The following is a 23,756-nucleotide window of genomic DNA, read 5'->3' as shown; positions in this document are numbered from 1 at the left end:
ATTCGTCATATAAAATAAAAATCAAAACACCATCAACAACGCCAATATAGGGATTTCCTTATATTTATATTTCATTGATTCCTAACGTTAATTTCAATATATTTAAATTGTAAATACAAATAAAACAACCAAATAATTACTGTATAACTACCCTTTTATCAAATGGTAAGTCAGACTATTCCCATTATGTGATCTCACGCAGCGTTTTCTTTGCATTGCTGCCAGCTAAGTCGTTTCGTGTCGTTATGATGAAGGTATTTTAGAAAACAAATATTACCCACTGATTTAAATAACATCCAGACGGTCACGATGCGCTCCGACTTTTTTAAAACGTGAAGTTAATCACTTCATTAACGTGCTGATTGCCAGAATACACCCAACGGCGGCAATCGTTATAAGGTTACCAGGCTGCGTAATTTTTAAACTCATGCAAACGGAAGGGGTATCCCGTCCATAAAAAATAATGAGGAACATGTCATGAGTAACGCGATTACGATGGGTATTTTCTGGCATTTGATAGGGGCGGCCAGTGCAGCCTGCTTCTATGCCCCGTTCAAGCAAGTGAAACAGTGGTCATGGGAAACCATGTGGTCAGTGGGCGGCATCGTCTCATGGCTTATTCTGCCGTGGACAATTAGCGCTCTGTTACTGCCTGATTTCTGGGCCTATTATGGGCAGTTTAACCTCTCCACCCTTTTACCGGTTTTTCTGTTCGGCGCCATGTGGGGCATCGGCAATATTAATTACGGTCTGACCATGCGTTATCTCGGGATGTCGATGGGTATCGGCATCGCTATCGGCATTACGCTTATCGTCGGCACGCTGATGACGCCTATCATCAACGGTAACTTCGATGTGTTAATCCATACCGAAGGGGGACGCATGACGCTACTTGGCGTTTTTGTCGCGCTGATCGGCGTCGGGATTGTGACGCGCGCCGGACAGTTAAAAGAACGCAAAATGGGCATTAAAGCGGAGGAGTTCAATCTGAAGAAAGGGCTTCTGCTGGCAGTGATGTGCGGTATTTTCTCGGCGGGGATGTCTTTTGCCATGAACGCCGCGAAACCGATGCATGAAGCTGCTGCCGCGCTTGGCGTTGACCCGCTCTATGTCGCGCTGCCGAGTTACGTGGTGATTATGGGCGGCGGCGCGCTAGTGAACCTCGGTTTCTGTTTTATCCGCCTGGCAAAAGTGCAAAATCTGTCGATAAAAGCCGACTTCTCGCTGGCAAGACCGTTGATTATCAGCAATATTCTGCTGTCCGCGCTTGGCGGTCTGATGTGGTATTTACAGTTCTTTTTCTATGCCTGGGGTCACGCGCGCATTCCCGCGCAATATGACTACATGAGCTGGATGCTGCACATGAGCTTCTATGTGCTGTGCGGGGGGCTTGTCGGTCTGGTGCTAAAAGAGTGGAAAAATGCTGGCCGCCGTCCCGTTGCCGTATTAAGCCTCGGCTGCGTGGTAATTATTATCGCGGCAAATATTGTCGGTTTAGGCATGGCCAGTTAATCGCTTTGATTACTGAGATGACGCCATTGGCTCGGCGTCATCCCGGTTTCCCGCGTGAACACCACTGAAAAATAATTACTATCTTCAAAACCGCACTGCATCGAAATCTCGCTAATCATCAGCGGGCTATGCTGAAGCAGATACTGCGCGTGGCAAATACGGACCTGGCGTAAATATTGATTAATCGTCATCCCGGTTTGGGCGCGAAACTGCTGCCGCAGCACCCGTTCGCTGCATTGTTCCTGCTGGCAAAACGCATCCAGCGCAAAGGGACACTCAAGGCTATTAGCCAAAGCGGTAATTAATTTATCCAACAGGGTTTCTCGGGAGGTTGCCGGAAGATCGTCGGTCGCGTAGCGATGCCGTTTTAACGTCATCACCAGTTGACCAAACAGCAATTCCGCCATCTCATTCGCCAGCGGATCGCGCCCATTACTCTCATGTTCAAGCTGGTTAATAACCTGCCGCGCCTGATTCATTCCCATACTGCCCAGCCGCCAGTGAGGATGCCACTGCGCTCCCTGAAAGCCGGGAATCATCGCCTGCCAGTTTATATTGAGTTTCAAACGCTCCGGGCAGTAAATAATATTTTGCAGCACCAGATCGTTAACGGAAGTATAGGAGTGTTTGTCTTCAGCACGAATGTAAAACAGATCGCCGCGGGTAATTCTGTATGGGCGCTCATTAAGAACGTGTAGGCCATTGCCCCGCCAGACCATCACCAGTTCACAAAACTCATGCGTATGTTCCGCAAAAACATCCTGTGGATAGCGATCGGCAACCGTAACGGCCTGCTGCTCATCAGTAAAAAAATCTTTTTTCAAAAGGATTAACTGATTTGCCACCGCAGCACCTCATGTTGAATGCTTGCCGGATGGCGCTACGCTTATTCTGTCTACCGCTCGCCGCCGTAGGCCAGGTAAGGCGCAGCCGCCATCCGGTATTAAAGGGTATAATTATCAGCATATTGGCGACGAAAACGTTGATAGCGTTCGCGTTACTGGATTATCGCATCGCGTCCCTGACGGATATCCCGCGGCGACCAGTTAAATTCTCGGCGAAACAGAGTCGAAAAGTGGTTACTGTCGCCAAAACCGCAGCGGTACGCGATTTCTGTCACGCTATGATCGCTATGGCGCAATAAATGCCGGGCTTTGATCAAACGCAGGCGATTAAGGTAACGTTGCGGCGTCAGCCCGGTATGCTGTTTAAGCTGACGATGCAGCGTGCGTAGCGACAGCGAAAACTGTTCAGCTACCGCCTCCCAGCAGACCTCCTCCGCAAAATGGTCTTCCAGCCATGCCATCAGTTGGTTGAGTTTGGCGTCGTTATTGGTCGCGCCTTCCATCAGGCTACTGCGGCGTAACAACACCAGTAGTTGCATAAACAAAATTTCGCGATTCGCCACGGCAGGCGCATCCATGCCGTCTCCGGCGCGCTCCATCAGACCGACCAACTGGCGCACCTGCTGCAACACACTCTGATTCACCCGCCAGTGAGAAGGATAGTAACCATCCTGCTCCTGCGGCAGCAATTGATCCAACCCCGCCAGGAACTGGAAGGCGTCCGGTGAACGCCACAGTACATTCGTCAGGCATAGGTTGTCGGTATGTTCATATAAATGCCGGTCGTGATCGCGAACAAAACACACGGTACCGCCGCTGATGGTATACGGCTGCCCGTTGAATACATGAATGCCCGTACCGTGTTCCACAATCACGATTTCATGAAAATCATGATGATGTTCAGGGAAAGCGGCTTGCGGCAGACGAGGCTCAATCGCCACGGGTGCTTTACCTGATGGAAAAAAATCCACGCTATGCAGTACGGTCATGGTTGCTTCCTCCTGAATTCAACATGTCCGAATAGTAATTAAGGGTTATCGGCCTCACCTTAAATTTTTGACGCTAAAGCGCGCAAACATGGTCTTTTTTTCAAGAAAAGGCGGGAAAAAGCGGGAAATGCGGACGACATCACACCGGCCTATTAGTAGAAACTGTGAACGCTATCACGTTCATCTTTGCCTTGTTGCCAGCGGCTCATTTTCCTGTCAGTAACGAGAAGGTAGGTCTTTGAGGGCTTTTTTAGACTGTGCGCAATGACTCTAAGAAGGACCTGATTATGACTTTTCGCCATTGTGTCGCGGTTGATCTCGGCGCATCCAGCGGGCGCGTGATGCTGGCGCGTTACGACAGCAAACACCGTACCCTGACGCTACGTGAAATTCACCGTTTTGTGAACTGCCTACAAAAAACAGACGGGTTTGACACCTGGGACATCGACAGTCTGGAAAAGGATATCCGTCTTGGTCTGAAGAAAGTCTGCAATGAAGGCATTCTTATCGACAGCATCGGCATCGACACCTGGGGCGTCGATTATGTCCTGCTGGATAAACAAGGTCAGCGTGTCGGCCTGCCGGTCTCCTACCGCGATAACCGTACCACGGGCATCATGCCGCAAGCGCTGGTCCAGATCGGCAAAAGCGAAATCTATCGCCGCAGCGGGATTCAGTTTCTGCCGTTTAACACCATCTATCAGCTACGCGCGCTGACGAAACAACAGCCTGAGTTAACGGCGCAGGTCGCTCATGCGCTGCTGATGCCCGATTATTTCAGCTACCGCCTGACCGGTGAAATGAACTGGGAATACACCAACGCCACGACCACCCAGTTGGTCAATATCAATACCGATGACTGGGACGATACCCTGCTGGCGTGGACCGGCGCGAAAAAGAGCTGGTTCGGTCGCCCCTCGCACCCTGGCAATGTTATCGGCGACTGGATTTGCCCGCAGGGCAACCGTATTCCGGTGGTAGCCGTCGCCAGCCACGATACCGCCAGCGCCGTTATTGCCTCTCCGCTGGCAAATAAACATAGCGCTTACCTGTCTTCAGGCACCTGGTCGTTGATGGGTTTTGAAAGCAAAATGCCCTACACCACTGACGAGGCGCTGGCTGCCAATATCACCAACGAAGGCGGCGCGGAAGGGCGTTATCGGGTACTGAAAAACATTATGGGTTTGTGGCTGCTCCAGCGCGTGCTGAAAGAACGGCGCATTACCGATCTGCCTGCGCTTATCGCCCAAACAGAAGCGCTGCCGGCCTGCCGTTTCCTGATTAACCCGAATGACGATCGCTTTATCAATCCTGACGATATGCGCGCCGAAATCCAGGCCGCCTGTCGCGAGACCGACCAGCCCGTTCCCGTCAGCGATGCCGAACTGGCGCGCTGCATTTTCGACAGTCTGGCGCTGTTATATGCCGACATTCTGCACGAACTGGCAAATCTGCGCGGCGAAAAATTTACCCAACTGCATATTGTCGGCGGCGGATGCCAAAACGCGCTACTCAACCAGTTGTGCGCCGATGCATGTGGCATTCGCGTGATGGCCGGGCCGATTGAAGCCTCCACCCTTGGCAATATTGGTATTCAGCTTATGACCCTCGACGAATTAAACAACGTCGATGACTTCCGTCAGGTCGTCAGCGCTAACTACGACCTGACAACCTATATCCCTAATCCTGATAGTGAAATTGCCCGCCACGTTGCGCAGTTTCAACCCAAACGACAGACAAAGGAGCTTTGCGCATGACCACTCAACTGGAACAAGCCTGGGAACTGGCAAAACAACGTTTCGCCGCAGTAGGTATTGATGTCGAGGAGGCGCTGCGCCAGCTCGATCGCCTGCCGGTTTCCATGCACTGCTGGCAGGGCGACGATGTTGCCGGATTCGAGAACCCGGAAGGTTCGTTGACGGGCGGAATTCAGTCGACCGGCAACTATCCGGGCAAAGCGCGTAACGCCACCGAACTGCGCGCCGATCTGGAACAGGCGCTGCGTCTGATCCCAGGACCAAAACGGCTGAACCTGCACGCCATTTACCTTGAGTCGGATACGCCGGTTGCTCGCGACCAGATCAAACCGGAGCATTTTAAAAACTGGGTGGAGTGGGCGAAAGCGAACCGGCTGGGGCTGGATTTCAACCCCACCTGTTTTTCTCATCCACTGAGCGCTGACGGTTTTACCCTCTCTCATCCAGACGCGAAAATTCGCCAGTTCTGGATCGATCACTGCAAGGCCAGCCGCCGCGTCTCGGCATACTTTGGTGAGCAGCTCGGTACGCCGTCGGTGATGAACATCTGGATTCCGGACGGCATGAAAGACATTACCGTCGACCGTTTAGCCCCGCGCCAGCGCCTGCTGGAAGCGCTGGATGAGGTCATTAGCGAAAAATTCGACCCGGCGCACCACATCGACGCCGTTGAGAGCAAACTGTTTGGCATCGGCGCGGAAAGCTACACCGTCGGCTCCAATGAGTTCTACATGGGCTACGCCACCAGCCGTCAGACCGCGCTGTGCCTGGATGCGGGCCACTTCCATCCCACTGAAGTGATTTCCGACAAAATTTCCGCCGCCATGCTCTATGTGCCACGGCTGCTGCTGCACGTCAGCCGCCCGGTACGCTGGGATAGCGACCACGTGGTGCTCCTGGACGATGAAACCCAGGCAATTGCCAGCGAGATCGTCCGTCATAACCTGTTCGACCGTGTGCATATCGGCCTGGATTTCTTCGACGCCTCTATCAACCGTGTCGCCGCGTGGGTTATCGGTACCCGCAACATGAAAAAAGCGCTGCTGCGCGCTCTGCTGGAACCCACAGATCAACTGCGTCAGCTTGAGGCCAGCGGCGATTACACCGCGCGTCTGGCGCTACTGGAAGAGCAGAAATCTCTGCCGTGGCAGGCCGTCTGGGAAATGTATTGCCAGCGTCACGACACGCCGACTGGCAGCCAGTGGCTGGACAGCGTTCGCACCTACGAAAAAGAGATCCTGAGCAAACGTAGCTGACAGCGACACCTGATCTGTAGGCCGGATAAGACGCCCGCGTCGCCATCCGGCAATAAATGAAACACAATTGCCGGATGGCGCTGCGCTTATCCGGCCTACGTAAGACCCGAATAACCTTCGGGCAATAAATGGGAACACGAACATGCAAAATATTACCGATTCCTGGTTTGTCCAGGGCATGATTAAAGCCACGTCTGATGCGTGGCTGAAAGGGTGGGACGAACGTAATGGCGGTAACCTGACGCTGCGTCTGGATGAAGCCGATATCGCACCGTTTGCAGCTAATTTCCACGAAAAACCGCGCTACATCGCGCTAAGTCAACCCATGCCGCTGCTGGCGAACACGCCGTTTATCGTTACCGGTTCCGGCAAATTCTTTCGCAACGTGCAGCTCGATCCGGCAGCCAATTTAGGCGTGGTCAAAATCGACAGCGACGGCGCAGGCTACCACATTCTGTGGGGCTTAACCCACGACGCGGTACCCACCTCTGAACTCCCGGCGCATTTCCTCTCCCACTGCGAACGCATCAAGGCCACTCACGGCAAAGACCGCGTCATTATGCATTGCCATGCGACTAACCTGATCGCCCTCACCTACGTACTGGAAAACAACACTGCGCTGATCACCCGCAAACTGTGGGAAGGCAGCACCGAATGTCTGGTGGTATTCCCGGACGGTGTCGGCATTCTGCCGTGGATGGTGCCAGGCACCGATGAAATCGGCCAGGCCACCGCGCAAGAAATGCAGAAACATTCGCTGGTGCTGTGGCCGTTCCACGGCGTGTTCGGAAGCGGACCTACGCTGGATGAAACCTTCGGTTTGATAGATACCGCAGAGAAATCCGCTGAGGTATTAGTCAAAATCTATTCGATGGGCGGTATGAAGCAGACCATCACGCGCGAAGAACTGGTCGCACTCGGCAAACGTTTTGGTGTGACACCGCTGGCCAGCGCCGTAGCGCTGTACTAATACCTCCCAACTCAACGCCGGATGCGGCTTTGCCTTATCCGGCCTACAGGTCGGTGCGCATTTTACCGTAGGCCCGATAAGCATAGCGCCATCGGGCAACAGGGAATTTTTTTAAGGAGAATAGTGATGAGCTTTATGTTGGCACTGCCAAAAATTAGCCTGCATGGCGCTGGAGCGATTGCCGATATGGTGAACCTCGTGGCGAATAAGCAATGGGGCAAAGCGCTGATCGTTACCGATGGTCAACTGGTAAAGCTGGGCCTGCTGGATAGCCTGTTTAGCGCACTGGATGAACATCAAATGTCTTACCACCTGTTTGATGAGGTGTTCCCAAACCCGACAGAAGAGCTGGTGCAGAAAGGTTTTGCGGCGTATCAGACCGCAGAATGTGACTACATTATCGCCTTCGGCGGCGGCAGCCCGATCGATACCGCAAAAGCGGTGAAAATTCTGACCGCCAACCCAGGTCCATCTACCGCCTACTCCGGCGTCGGCAAAGTGAAAAACGCCGGCGTACCGCTGGTAGCGATTAACACTACGGCAGGTACCGCGGCCGAGATGACCAGCAACGCGGTGATTATCGACTCTGCCCGTAAGGTCAAAGAGGTGATCATCGACCCGAATATCATCCCGGATATTGCCGTGGATGACGCCAGCGTCATGCTGGAAATCCCGGCTTCTGTGACCGCCGCAACCGGCATGGATGCCCTGACCCATGCGGTGGAAGCCTATGTCTCCGTTGGCGCGCATCCGCTCACCGACGCTAACGCGCTGGAAGCGATTCGCTTAATCAATTTGTGGCTACCGAAAGCGGTTGACGATGGCCATAACCTCGAAGCCCGTGAGCAAATGGCATTCGGCCAGTACCTGGCGGGTATGGCGTTCAACAGCGCTGGTTTGGGGCTGGTTCACGCGCTGGCGCACCAGCCGGGCGCAACTCACAACCTGCCGCACGGCGTCTGCAACGCTATCCTGCTGCCAATTGTCGAGAACTTTAACCGTCCGAACGCCGTCGCGCGTTTTGCCCGCATCGCACAGGCGATGGGCGTGGAGACGCGCGGTATGTCTGACGAGGCCGCAAGTCAGGAAGCGATTAACGCTATCCGTACGCTGAGCAAACGCGTCGGCATTCCAGAAGGTTTCAGCAAGCTGGGCGTCAAAAAAGAAGATATCGAAGGCTGGCTGGATAAAGCCCTCGCCGACCCGTGCGCGCCGTGTAACCCGCGCACCGCCAGCCGCGATGAAGTTCGCGAGCTGTACCTGGAGGCGTTATGATCCGCAAAGCCTTTGTGATGCAGGTAAATGCCGACGCGCACGAGGAGTATCAGCGTCGTCATAACCCAATCTGGCCGGAGCTGGAAGCCGTATTAAAATCTCACGGCGCGCATCACTACGCGATTTATCTCGATCAGGAGCGCAATCTGCTGTTCGCCACCGTTGAGATTGAATCCGAGGAGCGCTGGAACGCCGTTGCCAGCACCGACGTTTGTCAGCGTTGGTGGAAACATATGCGTGACGTTATGCCCGCGAATCCGGATAACAGCCCGGTCAGCGCAGAGCTAAAAGAGGTGTTCTATCTGCAGTAAGTCGTGTGCCCGGTGGCGCAAGCTTACCGGGCCTACGGTTTTATTTTTTGTAGGCCGGATAAGGCGGTTACGCCGCCATCCGGCAATTTCAATTCTGCTCCGCTACCAGGATAGCCTGTGTATCCGGTTCCAGCGCTTTAAAGATATGCGCCTGGTCGCCGGGATAACAAATGTAATCGCCCTCCGCCAGCTCTTCCGGCGCCTCGGTTAAGCCGACGAGGGCTTTTCCCTGCGTAACAATAATATGTTCCACCGACCCCGGCGGATGCGGGTGAGAGATCCGGTCGGCCCCCGGCTGCGTCAACAGCAGATAGATATCACGCCGCGCGCCGGGCGGACACGCCGCCAGTAATATCGCCTGATAATGCGCCTGCTCCGCCACGACTTTGGTGCCCTCTCCGCGGCGAATCACCTGCGTTTTTTGTACCTGCGGCTCCAGCAGCCTGGCAAAGGGAATGTCGAGCGCGACGCATAGCGACCATAACGTCTCCAGGCTGGGGTTGCCGTTCCCTGCTTCCAGTTGTGAAAGCGTAGATTTAGCGATGCCTGCGCGCCGCGCAATCTCCGCCAGCGACAGTCCGGTTCGCTGGCGTTCGCGTACCAGACTTCTGGCAATGACGCTAATAGGTTGTGTCATAAAGCATCCAACGTTCACTATAACGAACGAAATGTTCGTCTTGTAAAGCAAATCTGTTCCGTTCATTATAATGAAAATTCGTTCGATATGACTAAAGAAGATGAAACACTATTTTTCCTGTCTCAAGGGAGACACGATAAAAGCGATATTTTTAGTGTGCCTGGCCGTGGGCGTCGTCGGCATGTCCTATGGCTCACTGGCGATGGCCTACGGTTTCCCACTGTGGGTGCCGTTTGTCCTCTCTATTTTTGTACTGGCGGGCGCGTCCGAATTTATGTTTATCGGCATTGTTGCCAGCGGCGGCAATCCGTTAGCGGCAGCGGCGGCAGGACTGCTGGTGAATGCGCGCCACGTGCCGTTTGGCGTAACGGTGCGCGATTTGGTTGGCACCCGCGCCGCCAGCTTTTTCGGCTGCCATATTATGAATGATGAGAGCGTGGTGTTCGGCCTGTCGCAAAAAACACCCGAACAACGTAAAGCCGCCTACTGGCTATGCGGTCTGGGCGTCGCCCTATTCTGGCCGATTGGCACACTGATTGGCGCAGGTGTCGGCAAACTGCTCCCGGCCCCAGAAACCATCGGTCTGGATGCCGTATTCCCGGCAATCTTACTGGCGCTGGTGATCCCGGCGTTTAAAAACCGCACCACATTGATTCGTGGTTGCAGCGGCGCCGCGCTGTCGCTTGCCGCCGTTCCCTTTGTGGCTGCCGGATTGCCGGTGTTGCTTTCGCTGCTTGGCCTACTGGCGAGGAAAAAATAATGGGCAATATGACGCTATTTATTATCGGTATTGCTCTTTTGTCTGCGGGAACCTATTTGATGCGCCTCGGCGGCGCGAAACTTGGCAGCCGTCTGGCGCTGTCTGAGCGTTCACAGGCGCTGCTCTCGGATGCGGCAACGGTGCTGCTATTCTCCGTCGCGCTGGCGACCACCTTTTACGAAGGCGAACATTTTGCCGGAATGGCGCGCGTTCTTGGGGTTGGCTTCGCCGTATTTTTAGCCTGGCGTAAAATGCCGCTTATTGTGGTGATTATCGCCGCTGCGGTAGTGACCGCGTTATTACGAATGGCGGGTATTAATTAACGTCTTACAGAACAGTTGGACGTGACACCCTATAAGTGATGAAGGCTGGGCCGCCCTATGCTGAAGTGGCTCAGAATTTTCGCATCAGGCGGGATAAATGCTTTCCATATAAATGCCGATCCTCAATTACACTACCAGTACCTTCCAGCGTGACGTCAACATCTTATGATAGCTTCAGATTACTGGTTTTTCTAATAGCTCTCTTTAGTTAATGTTTACGTCAGCTATTTTTACGGATATTGCCTGATGAAGAATACATAAACGAAAAAAGCGCCTGATCGGCGCTTTTTATTGGCGTTATAGCGTAATTTTATAGGCGCTTGCGCCAGCCTGCACGCAGTTAATGCGCCATCACTCAACGCAGGCGGTTATAATCATCCACCATCTCGTTATAACTTCTCAACGACGCCGGATAAGAATCCGCAACCATCCATCCTGTTGCAGGGTCCTGCACCCGTTTCTTTTCAAAATCAGAATACTCAACATTGTCTCTGATGCGACGAATATATTTTTTAGCTTGTAGCTGATAATCAGCCGCAGAGCTGATGAAAGAAGAATTACGGCCATCAGTATTCACTTCTTTCAATTGCGCAATCATTGTTTCAAGTTCCGCGACTTTTTTCATCATCGCTTCGGCATCAAAGGTATCGGCAGAAATAACCTTGTTGATCTGCTTTGCCGAGATCATGACAGCCAGAGAATAATAGTTAAATGTTTTACCTTCCGCTTCTTCTATTCTCTTCAACTGTGTCAATTGCCGCCTGTCATTTATCTCCTGAATAGCCTCATGATATTTTTCCGAGACGGGTTTAAAATCCTCGATATTCTTCAGTAATGTCTGATGCAGCGCCTTACCTTTAGCAAAGGCATCATCTTTATAGTTTTCCTGGGTATAATATTTTTCCATTTCGTTAATGGTATTACCCAGCGCGGCGGCGCTATCAATATAGCTAACGGCAACGCCATCAATAGGCTCAAGTAATGGCGTTAAGGCGGCCACCTGTTTCATCTCTTTCTGGCAATTCGTTATGTAAGACTCCGTAATACCATAAATGCCATAAACCAGGCTCTCTTTCCCTGTCGGACCTTTTTTAAAGTCTTTCACCCAATCCGCGTAACGCGCCAGACTGCGCTGAACGGGCAATTGAAGTTTATTAAAACAATCGATATAGACATCCATTTTTTCACTATAAACTTCTTCAGCGTCAACCTCCGGCTGAGCTGGCGTTTCTGGCTTCGCCGCCGGGGGCTGAGTTGCCGTTTCTGGCTTCGCTGCTGGGGGCTGCGCTGGACTTTCGCCAGATTGCGTTTCCGGCGTCTGAGAAGGCGCTGGCGTCGCAGGCTGACTGCTGGCGGCCGGCGTCGCCTCGGTTTTGACATTATTGTCATCACATCCTGTTGCGCCCAGGGTCATTAGCGCAATGATTATCGCTGAGGATAATAAATTCCTTTTCATTTAATTGCCTTTTGTATATTTACGTTGGGGTTCTCTTATTTTAACGAACACATTGATATTGATAATGTTAATTATAATGAAATATGGATTAAGTATTTTTTGTGTTGAATAAATCACATACCTGTTTTTTTTCATTAAAATGAATCTGTAAATTTCAATGATATTATTTATAGGTTATTCTAATGAAAAAGGATTTGTTATCATCAATTATTATCGCTATGCTGATGACTGCCGGGCTAAGCGCTTGTGATGAAAAAAAAGCGGACGAACAACCTGTAGCTCAAAGTGCGGATTCATCAGCGAGCAATACACAATCCACATCAGCGGAAAGCGCAGATGCGAACGATGTTCTTAACCAAAAGCTGAATGTTTACATTGATTGTTATAATAATCTCCAGGCAGATATTTACCGTGCTGTAAATCGTTATGCTAACACATTCGACGATTTCCGCACCGGCCCTACCGGTAAGGAAGACGATCCCTCTCCGCTGGTTCCTGTGTATCCTGCATTTATCCAGGACTGCCGGAAAGACATCAAGGCGGCGGCTGAATTAAAGCCGGCGTTTGCCTCTCTGGATAGTGCTGCTCTGGCATTTATTAATGCGGCTGGGCCACTAGCTGAAACAATCAATAGTATGAATAAATACTATGATCAAGATAACTTCAAGGATGATGCCTTTGCTGGCGCTAAAGCGTTCCATAAAACGTTTATAAAACAGTTCGATGAGTTTGATCCCATTGCGAAGAAATATATCGCCGAGATTACCATTATGAGTAAGCAGCATGCGGCTAATGAAATTAAGGCGACCGAGAAGAAAGAAGGTAAATCCATTAAGTACTATACGCTTTTGACGATGCAGGAAGCCGAGACGCTTAATGACGCTGTAGCTGATGCTTCTTTTGATGTGGCGGCAGTAAGCAAACAGCTCGCTGATTTTGAAGAGCATACTCAGAAGCTAAACGAGAAGATCAACGTTGATATAGATAAACATCGTAGCTTCCCTGGCTTTATTTCTGAGCTGGAAAAATTCCAGGGCAAGGTGAAAAAACGCATTCGGCGCGTGCGCGATAACGTGGCGTATACCTCGCATGAGCAGGACTACCTCAATAGCGGCAGCGGCGATATGGTAGATGGTTCTTATGAGGCTGTGGTTAAAGCTTATAACGAACTCATCGATACCTATAATGGCTATCATCTTGAGCGTGAGTTCTAAGCTTTTCACGCTGCAAATCGCGTGCATATAACCGCTAAACTGAGCAAATAAGTCGTTAGCGACTGTCGAAAGAGCGCCCCAGAGGCGCTTTTTTCGTTCGAAGTATTACCGGGTAGCAAGCGCCTCGTGAATGGCTGGAATAAGCTGCGGCCCAGCATAAAAACGATTAAAACCTGTATGGCCTCGCCACTATACGTGATTCCGTTATCAAGAGAGGCTGTAAAATTGAGAAAATATATATTTTACGCAAATGTAGAGGGTACTATTTTAGTCTGCGATTAACCGCTGCGGATGGGTATAAATCGTCGCCCGACCCGGCTTACAGAACCCCACCAGCGTAAGATTACACCGTTCAGCGACGTCAACCGCGAGCGTGGTGGCAGCAGAAACCGCAAACAAAATCTCCACACCGCACATCGCCGACTTCTGCACCATTTCGTAACTCGCACGACTGGAAACCAGCGCCGCGCCTTGCCGCCATTCCTCACCTTCCGTAGCGCGGCGGCCGAGCAGTTTATCCAGCGCAACGTGGCGTCCGACATCTTCATGGCCCCCCGCCAGTTCACCCGACGGCATGACCCACGCCGCAGCGTGCGTACAACCCGTCAGCTTACCCGTCGGTTGAAAATCATTCAGATGTTTTAACGCGCGATCAAGGTTACCGAGATTAAACGTTTGGCTAAACGGCAGCGGTTGCACCGGCTTACCGATGTCATTGAGCTGTTCCACGCCACACACGCCGCAACCGGTGCGTCCGGCCAGCGCGCGACGACGCGCTTTCAGCCCCATAAATCGACGGCTGGAAAGATCAATCTGCACTTCAAGTCCGTTACAGGACGGCACAACGTCCATGCCATAGATTTCACGCGGGCTGTCAATGATCCCTTCCGACAGAGAAAACCCTATTGCGAAATTCGTCAGATCTTTCGGAGAGGCCATCATAACGACATGCGAAATGCCGTTATACACCAGTGCCACTGGCACTTCCTCGGCAACATCATCAAGTTGGGGGGACTGCAAATCCTCGCGTTTCCAGAGAGTCAACTGGCGTGAGGTTGTGAAATCAGTCACATTTAGGACTTCTTCAGACAGTATATTGTTCACTTTCTTTTAACCATATAAGAACACACACACCAACATTATGGTATTCTGTTACAACTCCTCCCGGATGGAGGAAAATTTATCCAATTCTGAACCTTTGCGGGCCCGTCCGCAAAGAAAAATAACAACCACTCCCTGAGCGTTTCGGATAGAGAAATGTGAAAGAGAAGTGACAATGTCGAAACAAGGAGCAAACCATGCAGGTCAGCAGAAGGCAGTTCTTTAAGATCTGCGCTGGCGGTATGGCAGGCACCACGGCGGCGGCACTGGGCTTCGCGCCCGGCGTAGCGCTAGCGGAAACACGGCAATATAAACTGCTGCGCACCCGCGAAACCCGTAACACCTGCACCTACTGTTCCGTTGGCTGCGGGCTGTTGATGTACAGCCTCGGCGACGGTGCGAAAAACGCCAAAGCATCTATTTTCCATATCGAAGGGGACCCGGATCATCCGGTAAGCCGTGGCGCGCTGTGCCCGAAAGGGGCCGGTCTGGTGGACTTTATCCACTCTGAAAGCCGCCTGAAATTCCCGCAATACCGCGCGCCGGGTTCAGATAAGTGGCAACAAATCAGTTGGGAAGAAGCGTTTGACCGCATCGCTAAACTGATGAAGGAAGATCGCGACGCCAACTATCAGGCGCAGAACGCCGAAGGCGTTACCGTTAACCGCTGGCTCACCACCGGGATGCTGTGCGCTTCCGCATCCAGTAACGAGACGGGTTATTTAACGCAAAAATTCTCCCGCGCGCTGGGTATGCTCGCGGTCGACAACCAGGCGCGTGTCTGACACGGACCAACGGTAGCAAGTCTTGCTCCAACATTTGGTCGCGGTGCGATGACCAACCACTGGGTCGACATCAAGAACGCCAACCTCGTCGTGGTGATGGGCGGTAACGCCGCAGAAGCTCACCCGGTCGGGTTCCGCTGGGCGATGGAAGCCAAAATTCACAACGGCGCGAAGCTGATTGTGATCGATCCGCGCTTTACGCGTACCGCGTCGGTGGCCGATTTCTATGCGCCAATACGCTCTGGTACTGACATTGCCTTCTTGTCAGGCGTGATGCTGTATCTGCTGACTAACGAAAAATACAACCGTGAATACACCGAGGCCTATACCAATGCCAGCCTGATCGTGCGTGAAGATTTTGGCTTCGATGATGGTCTGTTCACCGGCTACGACGCAGATAAGCGGCAGTACGATAAAACCAGTTGGCACTATGAGCTGGACGAAAACGGTTTTGCCAAACGCGATACGACACTGCAACACCCGCGCTGTGTCTGGAATCTGTTGAAACAGCATGTCTCACGCTATACGCCGGACGTGGTAGAAAATATCTGCGGTACGCCGAAAGCGGACTTCCTGAAAGTGTGCGAGTACATTGCAGAAACCAGCGCAAAAGATAAAACCGCGTCGTTCCTGTACGCGCTGGGCTGGACGCAGCATTCCATCGGCGCGCAGAACATCCGTACTATGGCGATGATCCAGCTTCTGCTCGGTAACATGGGGATGGCGGGCGGCGGCGTTAACGCCCTGCGCGGTCACTCCAACATTCAGGGACTGACCGACTTAGGACTGCTGTCGCAAAGTCTGCCGGGCTATCTGACGCTGCCGAGCGAAAAACAGACCGATTTGCAAACCTATCTGGCTGCCAATACGCCGAAGCCATTGTTGAAGGATCAGGTCAACTACTGGGGCAACTATCCGAAATTCTTCGTCTCGATGATGAAGGCCTTCTTTGGTGATAAAGCGACAGCGGAAAATAGCTGGGGCTTCGACTGGCTACCGAAGTGGGACAAAGGCTACGACGTGTTGCAGTACTTCGAGATGATGAAACAGGGCAAGGTCAACGGCTATATCTGCCAGGGCTTTAACCCGGTGGCCTCATTCCCGAACAAAAACAAAGTGGTCGCGTCGCTTTCCAAACTGAAGTACCTGGTGACTATCGATCCGCTCAACACCGAAACGTCCACCTTCTGGCAAAACCACGGTGAGTCGAACGACGTTGATCCCGCAAAAATCCAGACCGAAGTGTTCCGTCTGCCTTCCACCTGTTTTGCCGAGGAAAATGGTTCCATCGTTAACTCCGGTCGCTGGTTACAGTGGCACTGGAAGGGCGCGGACGCCCCGGGAATTGCCATGACCGACGGCGAAATCCTCGCCGGTATCTTCTTACGCCTGCGTAAGATGTACTCTGAACAGGGCGGCGCCAACCCGGAACAGGTACTGAATATGACCTGGAACTACACCAAACCATACGAACCCGCCTCTGAAGAAGTGGCGATGGAAAGTAACGGTAAAGCGCTGGCCGATCTTATCGACCCGGCAACCGGCGCGGTGGTGGTGAAGAAAGGCCAACAACTCAGTTCGTTCGCGCAACTGCGCGATGACGGTACGACGTCCAGCGGCTGCTGGATTTTCGCCGGTAGCTGGACGCCGGAAGGCAACATGATGGCGCGTCGTGATAACGCCGACCCGTCTGGTCTCGGCAACACGCTGGGCTGGGCCTGGGCGTGGCCGCTTAACCGCCGCATCCTCTATAACCGCGCCTCCGCCGATCCGCAGGGTAATCCCTGGGACCCGAAACGTCAGCTACTGAAATGGGAAGGCGGAAAATGGGCCGGATGGGATATTCCGGACTACAGCGCCGCCGCGCCCGGCAGCGACGTCGGACCGTTTATCATGCAGCCGGAAGGGATGGGCCGCCTGTTTGCTATCGATAAGATGGCGGAAGGGCCGTTCCCGGAACACTACGAGCCGTTTGAAACGCCGCTGGGCACTAACCCGCTGCACCCGAACGTTATCTCTAACCCTGCCGCCCGTATCTTTAAAGACGATGCCGACGCGCTGGGCAAAGCGGATAAGTTCCCGTATGTCGGAACCACTTACCGTCTGACCGAGCACTTCCACTACTGGACCAAGCACGCGTTGCTTAACGCTATCGCCCAGCCGGAACAGTTTGTGGAAATTGGCGAGAAGCTGGCGAATAAGCTCGGTATCGCGCATGGCGATACCGTGAAGGTCTCCTCAAACCGCGGCTATATCAAAGCCAAAGCGGTGGTGACCAAGCGTATTCGCACGCTGAAAGCGGACGGCAAGGATATCGATACCATCGGTATTCCTATTCACTGGGGCTACGAAGGCGTGGCGAAAAAAGGTTTTATCGCCAATACGTTAACGCCTTTCGTCGGCGATGCGAACACGCAAACGCCGGAGTTTAAATCCTTCCTTGTGAACGTGGAAAAGGTGTAACGGAGACGACCTATGGCTTATCAATCGCAAGACATCATTCGTCGTTCCGCCACTAACGGTTTCACCCCCGCGCCCCAGGCGCGGGACCACCAGGAAGAGGTGGCGAAACTCATCGACGTCACCACCTGTATCGGCTGTAAAGCGTGTCAGGTGGCGTGCTCCGAGTGGAACGACATCCGTGATGAAGTGGGCAATAACGTCGGGGTGTATGACAACCCGGCTGATTTGACCGCGAAATCCTGGACGGTGATGCGCTTCTCGGAAGTGGAACAGAACGACAAACTGGAGTGGCTGATCCGTAAGGATGGCTGTATGCACTGCGCCGATCCCGGCTGCCTGAAGGCCTGTCCGGCGGAAGGGGCGATCATTCAGTACGCTAACGGTATTGTCGACTTCCAGTCCGAGCAGTGTATCGGCTGCGGCTACTGTATCGCTGGCTGCCCGTTCAACGTGCCGCGCCTTAACCCGGAAGACAACCGCGTCTATAAATGTACGCTGTGCGTTGACCGCGTGACCGTGGGGCAAGAACCGGCCTGCGTGAAGACCTGTCCAACCGGCGCCATTCATTTTGGCTCGAAAGAAGATATGAAAACGCTGGCGGGCGAGCGTGTGGCGGAACTAAAAACCCGTGGTTATGACAACGCGGGTCTGTACGATCCGGCGGGAGTAGGCGGTACGCATGTCATGTACGTGCTGCATCATGCCGACAAGCCGAATCTGTATCACGGTCTGCCGGAAAACCCGGAAATCAGCGAAACCGTTAAGTTCTGGAAAGGCGTCTGGAAACCGCTCGCCGCGTTCGGTTTTGCCGCAACCTTTGCCGCCAGCGTCTTCCACTATGTCGGCGTCGGCCCGAACCGTGCGGAAGAGGAAGATGACAACCTGCATGAAGAGAAAGACGAGGTGCGCAAATGAAACGACGTGACACCATCGTGCGCTATACGGCGCCGGAACGCATCAACCACTGGATCGTCGCCTTCTGCTTCGTGCTGGCGGCGGTGAGCGGGCTGGGCTTTTTATTCCCATCCTTCAACTGGTTGATGCATATCCTGGGCACCCCACAACTGGCGCGAATTCTGCACCCGTTTGTGGGCGTGGTTATGTTTGCCTCGTTCATCATCATGTTTTTCCGTTATTGGCACCACAATCTAATCAATCGGGATGATATCTTTTGGGCGAAGAATATTCGTAAGATCGTCGTCAACGAGGAAGTGGGTGACACCGGGCGTTATAACTTCGGTCAGAAATGCGTATTCTGGGCGGCGATTATCTTCCTGGTGCTGCTGCTGGTGAGCGGGGTAATTATCTGGCGTCCGTACTTTGCGCCTGCTTTCTCAATCCCGGTGATCCGATTCGCGTTAATGTTGCATTCTTTTGCCGCAGTAGCGTTAATTGTGGTTATCATGGTGCATATCTACGCCGCCCTTTGGGTGAAAGGCACCATTACCGCGATGGTGGAAGGCTGGGTAACCCGGTCGTGGGCGAAGAAACATCACCCGCGCTGGTACCGAGAAGTCCGCAAGACAACGGAAAAAGAAACTGAATGAGTATTCGCATAATCCCGCAAGATGAGCTGGGGTCGAGCGAGAAACGTACGGCGGATATGATTCCGCCGTTATTGTTCCCCCGACTCAAAAACGTCTACAACCGCCGCGCCGAACGTCTGCGCGAGCTGGCTGAAAATAACCCGCTGGGCGATTACCTGCGCTTTGCCGCGCTTATCGCGCACGCGCAGGAAGTGGTGCTGTACGACCATCCGCTGGAGATGGATCTGACCGCACGTATTAAAGAAGCGAACGACCAGGGCAAGCCGCCGCTGGATATCCACGTGCTGCCGCGTGATAAGCACTGGCAAAAACTGCTGCATTCGTTGATTGCCGAGCTAAAACCCGAGATGAGCGGCCCCGCGCTGGCGGTGATTGAGAACCTGGAGAAAGCCTCAGAGCAGGAGCTGGAGCAGATGGCCAGCGCGCTGTTTGCCTCGGATTTTGCCTCCGTCAGCAGCGATAAAGCCCCGTTTATCTGGGCCGCGCTCTCCCTTTACTGGGCGCAAATGGCCAGCTTGATTCCAGGCAAAGCCCGCGCGGAATACGGTGAAGCGCGCCAGTATTGCCCGGTGTGCGGTTCGATGCCGGTCTCCAGCATGGTGCAGATCGGCACCACGCAGGGGCTGCGTTATCTGCACTGTAACCTGTGCGAAACCGAATGGCATGTCGTGCGCGTAAAATGCAGTAACTGCGAACAGAGCCGCGACTTACACTACTGGTCGCTGGAAAATGAGCAGGCTGCGGTGAAAGCCGAAAGCTGCGGCGATTGCGGGACTTACCTGAAGATTCTCTATCAGGAAAAAGACCCGAAAGTGGAAGCAGTGGCCGACGACCTCGCCTCGCTGGTGCTGGACGCGCGCATGGAACAGGAGGGCTTCGCCCGCAGTTCCATCAACCCGTTCCTGTTCCCGGGGGAAGGGGAATAAGTTCTCTGGTATACCGGCTAGCAATCTACGTTAGCCGGATCATTGCTCAATAACGCAATGCTTGTATAACGTTTCTCGGGTCGTTGGCAATGGCGCGAAGTAACGCTTTGGCTGGCCCTGTCGGTGAACGTCTTCCTTGCTCCCAGTTGCGCAGAGTATCCACGTTGACCGAAATCAGCTCTGCAAACTTAGATTGCGACAACCCAGATGCCTGCCGTATTTCTTTAATCTTCATTGCATCAATATGAAAGGTACGAGAAGGCTCACGGGTCCCTTCAATGATTTCATTCATTTGAGACATACTTTGAGTTAATCGCTCAAATAACACTTTATCCATCTACCACCTCTCATTCAGCATACGAAGCACCGCTTTTTCCTGCGGCGTGAGATCATCTTTAATGCCTTTTTGATAAATCAGAAGCAAGCGAATCTCATACCGTTGACTACGGTGAAAATAGATAATTCGCACGCCACTACGCTTTCCTTTGCCTCGCGATCCCCAGCGCATTTTTCTCAGGCCGCCCGTTTCCTGAATGACATCACCACAATCTGGATGCTGAGCCATAAAAACCTGAAACTTATGGTATTCATCATCATCGAGCAGTTTTTTAACATCTTCAGTAAAGAGTTCCGTTTCTATAAATTGCATATTCCATACGCCATTGGCTTATAGTAGTGAAAATAATCTATACGTCAATGGCGTATAGCATCATCGTTTCACAGTACAAAAATTAAAAACCCAGCGCCAACCGCATTCCATTTTTTGCGAACCTCTATCCAGAATCATCATCCCCTCGTTTCACCACTTTCCATCCCCAACGAACCAGGTTACAAACTGTACATACATACAGTCAAAGGAGCGTTATATGCCACTGGAAAAAGGAATTGCCGAACTGGTCGCTGGGTTTATCGCCGCGGGCCGTCCCTCTTCACGAGAGCAGAATATTGATGACCGGAGAGCGGGCTATATTGCCAGCACAACGCTGGCGGGTGAGAAAGAAATTCGGGTGAGTTCGGAAGATATCGTGCTGGAAGGGATGACATTTCGCGTCGTTTCGCCGCCAAACGCATCCGGTTCTCTACCCTGTATCCTCTACTATCACGGCGGCTGTTTTGTTAGCGGCGGCTTTCTGACTCATGACCCCCAGCTACGGCAACTGGCCTGGAAAAGCGGCTGTAAGGTGATTGCCATTCAGTATCGTCTTGCGCCAGAACACACCTTCCCTGCGGCTCATGACGACGCTGAACGCGGGGCCAATATCGTCTATCAATACGCGGAGCAGTTAGGCATCGATCGTGAACGTATCACGCTTGCTGGCGACAGCGCAGGCGGGCACCTGGCATTGGTCAGCGCGCTACGCCTGAAATCCACCGCCCACTGGTCTCCGGCGAAGCTGCTGTTGATCTACCCGATGCTTGACGCTACTGCCAGTTTCCCCAGCTATGCCAGCAACGGGCAAGACTACATCATCACCCGCGATACGCTGTTATCGGGTTTCGAAATGTATCTCCAGGGTACCGACCTCCGCCACCCGGAAGCCAGCCCGCTCTGGCGTGAGGACTTCGCCGGACTGCCATCCACGCACATCATTACTGCCGAATTCGACCCACTGCGCGATGAGGGCGAGGCCCTGTACCAACGGTTCCAGGAACAGGGTGTGGAATGCACTTGCCAGCGCTATCTCGGTGTCATCCATGGCTTTTTCCAGCTCGGAGGCGTGAGCCAGGCGGCACGAAGCGCCATGCGAGATGTGGCCTGGCGTGTTGTAAGTCCATCAACAAGCAAAATGACCTAAAATTCAATTTTGTTTTCAACTTGAAAACTGGATAACGTTGCGCTAAATTGTTTTCAGGTTGAAAACTTTGTAATGGAACTACATTGTGCATGTTATCAGCCGAAAACCGTTCAATGAAGCGATGCTCATGTATCCAAACCATGAGCTTGCTCTCACTGAGTTGCTGAATGTTCTGGAGAAAAAAACATTCACTCAGCCTGAAGAGATGAAGCGGTATATTCCTTCACTGGATAATTTTAAGTACAGAGATAAATGGTGGGTGATTGATGTTTCTGGTAACAGCCTGAGACTCATTTCCTACATAGATTTCAGGTTACATAAGATATTTGTGAAACATATCGTTTCCCATGCCGAATATGACAAACTGACCGCATATTATCGGGGTAATAAAGAATGAGAACTCATCGTCAGATGGATGCAACCAGCGCAAAAAAGATCGTTGATACCTTCAGCGATGCGGTAAAAACCGTCCCACTGATGGGGGAAGACCGAAATGACAATGAGTATCGCAGGGCACTAGCGCTAGTGGAGTTTCTGGTCGACCACGACGATCTTGAAAACCCACTATTTGAATTGCTCTGTGCCCGAATCAGTGAATACGAAAAACATGCGCCGGAATTCAAAGCACTCAACCAACACCTGGAGAAAACGCCCCCTGGCGTTTCAGTATTGCGAACGCTCATGGATCAATACGGTCTCAAAGCAGCAGATCTTGCCAACGAACTTGGTTCTAAATCGAACGTCAGCAACATCTTAAATGGCCGCAGAGCACTAACGGTTAATCATATTAAAGCGCTTACACAACGCTTTAAACTACCAGCGGATGCCTTCATCGAGTAGTTGGATATGTCCAGCTACTCCTCCTCGTTGCCGCCCTCTTCATACGGGCCGAACGGTTTCGCAGGTAGTACGATATAAATGCCTTCGAAAATTGCCCCAGCGGTCTCGCCGCCCAACAGTTCAACCTGCAACTGGACACGCGCTTTTTTACCCCGCGCCAGCCTGTCCAAATCACCGCTTAGCGACCCCAAATCAGCCACGGCGTTTGGCTTTCCGCTAATGGGTTTACTGTAGCGAATATGGGCGTCAGCAAGAATAATCGTCCCGCCCAGGTGGCGTTCACGGAGCATCAGCCAGATAAGTCCCCATCCGGTCAGCGTCGCCAGGGAGAACAGGCTGCCGGCAAACACCGTGTGATGCGGATTTTGATTACCGGTTTCCGGCATCGTGGTAATAAATTTTTGCCCGGTGTACTGCTGAATGCGCACCCCCATCTTTTCGCTCAATGGAATGTGCTCATACCAGGCCTGCTGAAGCTGCCCGCACCAGTCGCCGCGATGCAGGATATCATCCAGCGATGCTACCGGTTTAATCATCAGAAAATGGCGGATTGGCGTGGTTGTGGGCGTAGTAATCTCCCCCTGATTGACAAATCCGAGTTTGGCAAAGAACTCAACCGCATCTTCGCGCGCGCTGCAGGTGACGCGCTTAACGCCTTCCTGGCGGGCGACAGACTCCAGGGTCATCGCCATTAATGTCCCCAGCCCTTTATCCTGTACCGAGGGATGTACAGCCATAAAACGGATAGACGCCTCGTTATCTGCATTGATATACAGGCGGCCCACTGCTACTAAATTTCCTTCTTCGTCCACCACCATTTGATGGTGCGCCAACGCATCCCAGCCATCCCGTTCCGACCCTTTCGGCTGGTGCAGCGGTTTACGCAGCATCTCCCAGCGAAACTGGTAGTAACGTTCTAATTCTTCTTCTGTTTGCGGAACTCGAAGGTGATACATAGCCGTACTCTCTCTTGTTATCCGCGGCCACGCCGGA

Annotated in this window: 24 protein-coding genes; 16 read left to right on the top strand and 8 right to left on the bottom strand. The window is 52.6% G+C overall.

Going from position 1 to position 23,756, the window contains the following annotated elements:
- Positions 1-477 precede the first annotated feature (477 nt).
- Positions 478-1,512 (top strand): L-rhamnose/proton symporter RhaT, encoded by a 1,035-nt coding sequence (gene rhaT, locus EOS97_RS10790; protein WP_000063541.1) that lies wholly within the window; start codon positions 478-480, stop codon positions 1,510-1,512.
- Here the strand turns inward: rhaT and rhaR are convergent.
- On the bottom strand, positions 1,509-2,357 hold the full coding sequence (rhaR, locus tag EOS97_RS10785; protein ID WP_000013288.1) for an HTH-type transcriptional activator RhaR: 849 nt from the start codon (positions 2,355-2,357) through the stop codon (positions 1,509-1,511). The two genes, rhaT and rhaR, sit on opposite strands and share 4 nt — an antisense overlap.
- A 152-nt stretch (positions 2,358-2,509) precedes the next feature.
- A complete protein-coding gene (gene rhaS / locus EOS97_RS10780; RefSeq protein WP_000217112.1) occupies positions 2,510-3,346 on the bottom strand; it encodes an HTH-type transcriptional activator RhaS in 837 nt (278 codons plus the stop codon).
- Positions 3,347-3,633: 287 nt separating this feature from the next.
- Here rhaS and rhaB point away from each other — a divergent pair, with 287 nt between their 5' ends.
- From rhaB to rhaM, 5 genes are all read left to right on the top strand, one after another.
- Positions 3,634-5,103, top strand: coding sequence for a rhamnulokinase (rhaB, locus tag EOS97_RS10775; protein WP_000143963.1), 1,470 nt, complete (start codon positions 3,634-3,636; stop codon positions 5,101-5,103).
- Entirely contained in the window at positions 5,100-6,359 is a 1,260-nt protein-coding gene (locus EOS97_RS10770; protein ID WP_000211472.1) for an L-rhamnose isomerase, read from the top strand. Before rhaB ends, EOS97_RS10770 begins: the two co-directional genes overlap by 4 nt.
- A gap of 142 nt (positions 6,360-6,501) precedes the next feature.
- On the top strand, positions 6,502-7,329 hold the full coding sequence (gene rhaD, locus EOS97_RS10765; protein ID WP_001179685.1) for a rhamnulose-1-phosphate aldolase: 828 nt from the start codon (positions 6,502-6,504) through the stop codon (positions 7,327-7,329).
- 126 nt (positions 7,330-7,455) lie between these two features.
- Positions 7,456-8,604 (top strand): lactaldehyde reductase, encoded by a 1,149-nt coding sequence (fucO, locus tag EOS97_RS10760; protein WP_000009259.1) that lies wholly within the window; start codon positions 7,456-7,458, stop codon positions 8,602-8,604.
- Positions 8,601-8,915 carry an L-rhamnose mutarotase gene (gene rhaM / locus EOS97_RS10755; protein ID WP_000619478.1) on the top strand — a complete coding sequence of 105 codons (315 nt, stop codon included), beginning with the start codon at positions 8,601-8,603 and terminating at the stop codon, positions 8,913-8,915. The genes fucO and rhaM overlap by 4 nt, the downstream gene beginning before the upstream one ends.
- Before the next feature lie 88 nt (positions 8,916-9,003).
- Here the strand turns inward: rhaM and EOS97_RS10750 are convergent, their stop codons facing one another.
- Positions 9,004-9,552, bottom strand: coding sequence for a helix-turn-helix domain-containing protein (locus EOS97_RS10750; RefSeq protein WP_001517951.1), 549 nt, complete (start codon positions 9,550-9,552; stop codon positions 9,004-9,006).
- A 100-nt stretch (positions 9,553-9,652) separates the two neighbouring features.
- On the opposite strand from EOS97_RS10750, the gene EOS97_RS10745 reads away from it, so the two are divergent.
- Positions 9,653-10,312 (top strand): AzlC family ABC transporter permease, encoded by a 660-nt coding sequence (locus tag EOS97_RS10745; RefSeq protein WP_000683586.1) that lies wholly within the window; start codon positions 9,653-9,655, stop codon positions 10,310-10,312.
- Positions 10,312-10,635, top strand: a complete 324-nt coding sequence (locus EOS97_RS10740; RefSeq protein ID WP_000527677.1) for an AzlD domain-containing protein — start codon at positions 10,312-10,314, stop codon at positions 10,633-10,635. The genes EOS97_RS10745 and EOS97_RS10740 overlap by 1 nt, the downstream gene beginning before the upstream one ends.
- Before the next feature lie 355 nt (positions 10,636-10,990).
- On the opposite strand, the gene EOS97_RS10735 is transcribed toward EOS97_RS10740, so the two are convergent.
- On the bottom strand, positions 10,991-12,091 hold the full coding sequence (locus EOS97_RS10735; protein WP_000828048.1) for a YiiG family protein: 1,101 nt from the start codon (positions 12,089-12,091) through the stop codon (positions 10,991-10,993).
- Positions 12,092-12,273: 182 nt separating this feature from the next.
- Here EOS97_RS10735 and EOS97_RS10730 point away from each other — a divergent pair, with 182 nt between their 5' ends.
- On the top strand, positions 12,274-13,305 hold the full coding sequence (locus EOS97_RS10730; RefSeq protein ID WP_000710969.1) for a YiiG family protein: 1,032 nt from the start codon (positions 12,274-12,276) through the stop codon (positions 13,303-13,305).
- Between the two features lie 267 nt (positions 13,306-13,572).
- Here the strand turns inward: EOS97_RS10730 and fdhD are convergent, their stop codons facing one another.
- Positions 13,573-14,409, bottom strand: a complete 837-nt coding sequence (fdhD, locus tag EOS97_RS10725; RefSeq protein WP_001059745.1) for a formate dehydrogenase accessory sulfurtransferase FdhD — start codon at positions 14,407-14,409, stop codon at positions 13,573-13,575.
- A 194-nt stretch (positions 14,410-14,603) separates the two neighbouring features.
- Here fdhD and fdnG point away from each other — a divergent pair, with 194 nt between their 5' ends.
- Genes fdnG through fdhE form a run of 4 tightly spaced genes read left to right on the top strand, consistent with a single transcriptional unit; the run spans position 14,604 to position 20,127 of the window.
- Complete coding sequence (gene fdnG / locus EOS97_RS10720) at positions 14,604-17,654, top strand: formate dehydrogenase-N subunit alpha (protein WP_077248424.1); 3,051 nt, start codon at positions 14,604-14,606, stop codon at positions 17,652-17,654.
- Between the two features lie 12 nt (positions 17,655-17,666).
- On the top strand, positions 17,667-18,569 hold the full coding sequence (fdxH, locus tag EOS97_RS10715; protein ID WP_000331361.1) for a formate dehydrogenase subunit beta: 903 nt from the start codon (positions 17,667-17,669) through the stop codon (positions 18,567-18,569).
- On the top strand, positions 18,566-19,201 hold the full coding sequence (gene fdoI, locus EOS97_RS10710) for a formate dehydrogenase cytochrome b556 subunit (protein WP_000829025.1): 636 nt from the start codon (positions 18,566-18,568) through the stop codon (positions 19,199-19,201). The genes fdxH and fdoI overlap by 4 nt, the downstream gene beginning before the upstream one ends.
- Entirely contained in the window at positions 19,198-20,127 is a 930-nt protein-coding gene (gene fdhE / locus EOS97_RS10705) for a formate dehydrogenase accessory protein FdhE (protein ID WP_000027730.1), read from the top strand. The genes fdoI and fdhE overlap by 4 nt, the downstream gene beginning before the upstream one ends.
- A 46-nt stretch (positions 20,128-20,173) precedes the next feature.
- Here fdhE and EOS97_RS10700 read toward each other — a convergent pair whose 3' ends face one another.
- Together EOS97_RS10700 and EOS97_RS10695 are read right to left on the bottom strand one after the other, a co-directional pair.
- Positions 20,174-20,464 (bottom strand): DNA-binding transcriptional regulator, encoded by a 291-nt coding sequence (locus tag EOS97_RS10700; protein WP_000362050.1) that lies wholly within the window; start codon positions 20,462-20,464, stop codon positions 20,174-20,176.
- The gene (locus EOS97_RS10695) at positions 20,465-20,776 is read right to left on the bottom strand and encodes a hypothetical protein (RefSeq protein WP_001159628.1); all 312 of its coding nucleotides are present in this window, start codon (positions 20,774-20,776) and stop codon (positions 20,465-20,467) included.
- A gap of 217 nt (positions 20,777-20,993) precedes the next feature.
- Between EOS97_RS10695 and EOS97_RS10690 the strand changes: the two genes are divergently transcribed.
- The 3 genes from EOS97_RS10690 (at position 20,994) to EOS97_RS10680 (ending at position 22,763) form a co-directional block, all read left to right on the top strand.
- On the top strand, positions 20,994-21,923 hold the full coding sequence (locus tag EOS97_RS10690; RefSeq protein WP_001127701.1) for an alpha/beta hydrolase: 930 nt from the start codon (positions 20,994-20,996) through the stop codon (positions 21,921-21,923).
- Positions 21,924-22,008: 85 nt separating this feature from the next.
- Entirely contained in the window at positions 22,009-22,320 is a 312-nt protein-coding gene (locus EOS97_RS10685) for a type II toxin-antitoxin system HigB family toxin (protein ID WP_000558166.1), read from the top strand.
- Positions 22,317-22,763 carry a type II toxin-antitoxin system HigA family antitoxin gene (locus EOS97_RS10680; protein ID WP_001259011.1) on the top strand — a complete coding sequence of 149 codons (447 nt, stop codon included), beginning with the start codon at positions 22,317-22,319 and terminating at the stop codon, positions 22,761-22,763. The genes EOS97_RS10685 and EOS97_RS10680 overlap by 4 nt, the downstream gene beginning before the upstream one ends.
- A 14-nt stretch (positions 22,764-22,777) precedes the next feature.
- Here EOS97_RS10680 and fabY read toward each other — a convergent pair whose 3' ends face one another.
- Positions 22,778-23,719, bottom strand: a complete 942-nt coding sequence (gene fabY / locus EOS97_RS10675) for a fatty acid biosynthesis protein FabY (protein WP_001518251.1) — start codon at positions 23,717-23,719, stop codon at positions 22,778-22,780.
- Positions 23,720-23,756 lie beyond the last annotated feature (37 nt).

The sequence above is a fragment of the Salmonella sp. SSDFZ54 genome (assembly GCF_004010735.1).
In the GTDB taxonomy this organism is placed as follows: Bacteria; Pseudomonadota; Gammaproteobacteria; order Enterobacterales; family Enterobacteriaceae; genus Salmonella; species Salmonella enterica.
Note: the sequence above shows the minus strand (reverse complement) of the source record. Positions and strands in the feature narration are given on the sequence as shown.

What these genes read in the sequence shown, in the direction of transcription:
- rhaT (WP_000063541.1), top strand. Translation starts at nt 478, where the DNA reads ATGAGTAACGCGATTACGATGGGTATTTTCTGGCATTTGATAGGGGCG.
- rhaS (WP_000217112.1), bottom strand. Translation starts at nt 3,346, where the DNA reads ATGACCGTACTGCATAGCGTGGATTTTTTTCCATCAGGTAAAGCACCC.
- rhaB (WP_000143963.1), top strand. Translation starts at nt 3,634, where the DNA reads ATGACTTTTCGCCATTGTGTCGCGGTTGATCTCGGCGCATCCAGCGGG.
- EOS97_RS10770 (WP_000211472.1), top strand. Translation starts at nt 5,100, where the DNA reads ATGACCACTCAACTGGAACAAGCCTGGGAACTGGCAAAACAACGTTTC.
- rhaD (WP_001179685.1), top strand. Translation starts at nt 6,502, where the DNA reads ATGCAAAATATTACCGATTCCTGGTTTGTCCAGGGCATGATTAAAGCC.
- fucO (WP_000009259.1), top strand. Translation starts at nt 7,456, where the DNA reads ATGAGCTTTATGTTGGCACTGCCAAAAATTAGCCTGCATGGCGCTGGA.
- rhaM (WP_000619478.1), top strand. Translation starts at nt 8,601, where the DNA reads ATGATCCGCAAAGCCTTTGTGATGCAGGTAAATGCCGACGCGCACGAG.
- EOS97_RS10750 (WP_001517951.1), bottom strand. Translation starts at nt 9,552, where the DNA reads ATGACACAACCTATTAGCGTCATTGCCAGAAGTCTGGTACGCGAACGC.
- EOS97_RS10745 (WP_000683586.1), top strand. Translation starts at nt 9,653, where the DNA reads ATGAAACACTATTTTTCCTGTCTCAAGGGAGACACGATAAAAGCGATA.
- EOS97_RS10740 (WP_000527677.1), top strand. Translation starts at nt 10,312, where the DNA reads ATGGGCAATATGACGCTATTTATTATCGGTATTGCTCTTTTGTCTGCG.
- EOS97_RS10735 (WP_000828048.1), bottom strand. Translation starts at nt 12,091, where the DNA reads ATGAAAAGGAATTTATTATCCTCAGCGATAATCATTGCGCTAATGACC.
- EOS97_RS10730 (WP_000710969.1), top strand. Translation starts at nt 12,274, where the DNA reads ATGAAAAAGGATTTGTTATCATCAATTATTATCGCTATGCTGATGACT.
- fdxH (WP_000331361.1), top strand. Translation starts at nt 17,667, where the DNA reads ATGGCTTATCAATCGCAAGACATCATTCGTCGTTCCGCCACTAACGGT.
- fdoI (WP_000829025.1), top strand. Translation starts at nt 18,566, where the DNA reads ATGAAACGACGTGACACCATCGTGCGCTATACGGCGCCGGAACGCATC.
- fdhE (WP_000027730.1), top strand. Translation starts at nt 19,198, where the DNA reads ATGAGTATTCGCATAATCCCGCAAGATGAGCTGGGGTCGAGCGAGAAA.
- EOS97_RS10700 (WP_000362050.1), bottom strand. Translation starts at nt 20,464, where the DNA reads ATGGATAAAGTGTTATTTGAGCGATTAACTCAAAGTATGTCTCAAATG.
- EOS97_RS10695 (WP_001159628.1), bottom strand. Translation starts at nt 20,776, where the DNA reads ATGCAATTTATAGAAACGGAACTCTTTACTGAAGATGTTAAAAAACTG.
- EOS97_RS10690 (WP_001127701.1), top strand. Translation starts at nt 20,994, where the DNA reads ATGCCACTGGAAAAAGGAATTGCCGAACTGGTCGCTGGGTTTATCGCC.
- EOS97_RS10680 (WP_001259011.1), top strand. Translation starts at nt 22,317, where the DNA reads ATGAGAACTCATCGTCAGATGGATGCAACCAGCGCAAAAAAGATCGTT.
- fabY (WP_001518251.1), bottom strand. Translation starts at nt 23,719, where the DNA reads ATGTATCACCTTCGAGTTCCGCAAACAGAAGAAGAATTAGAACGTTAC.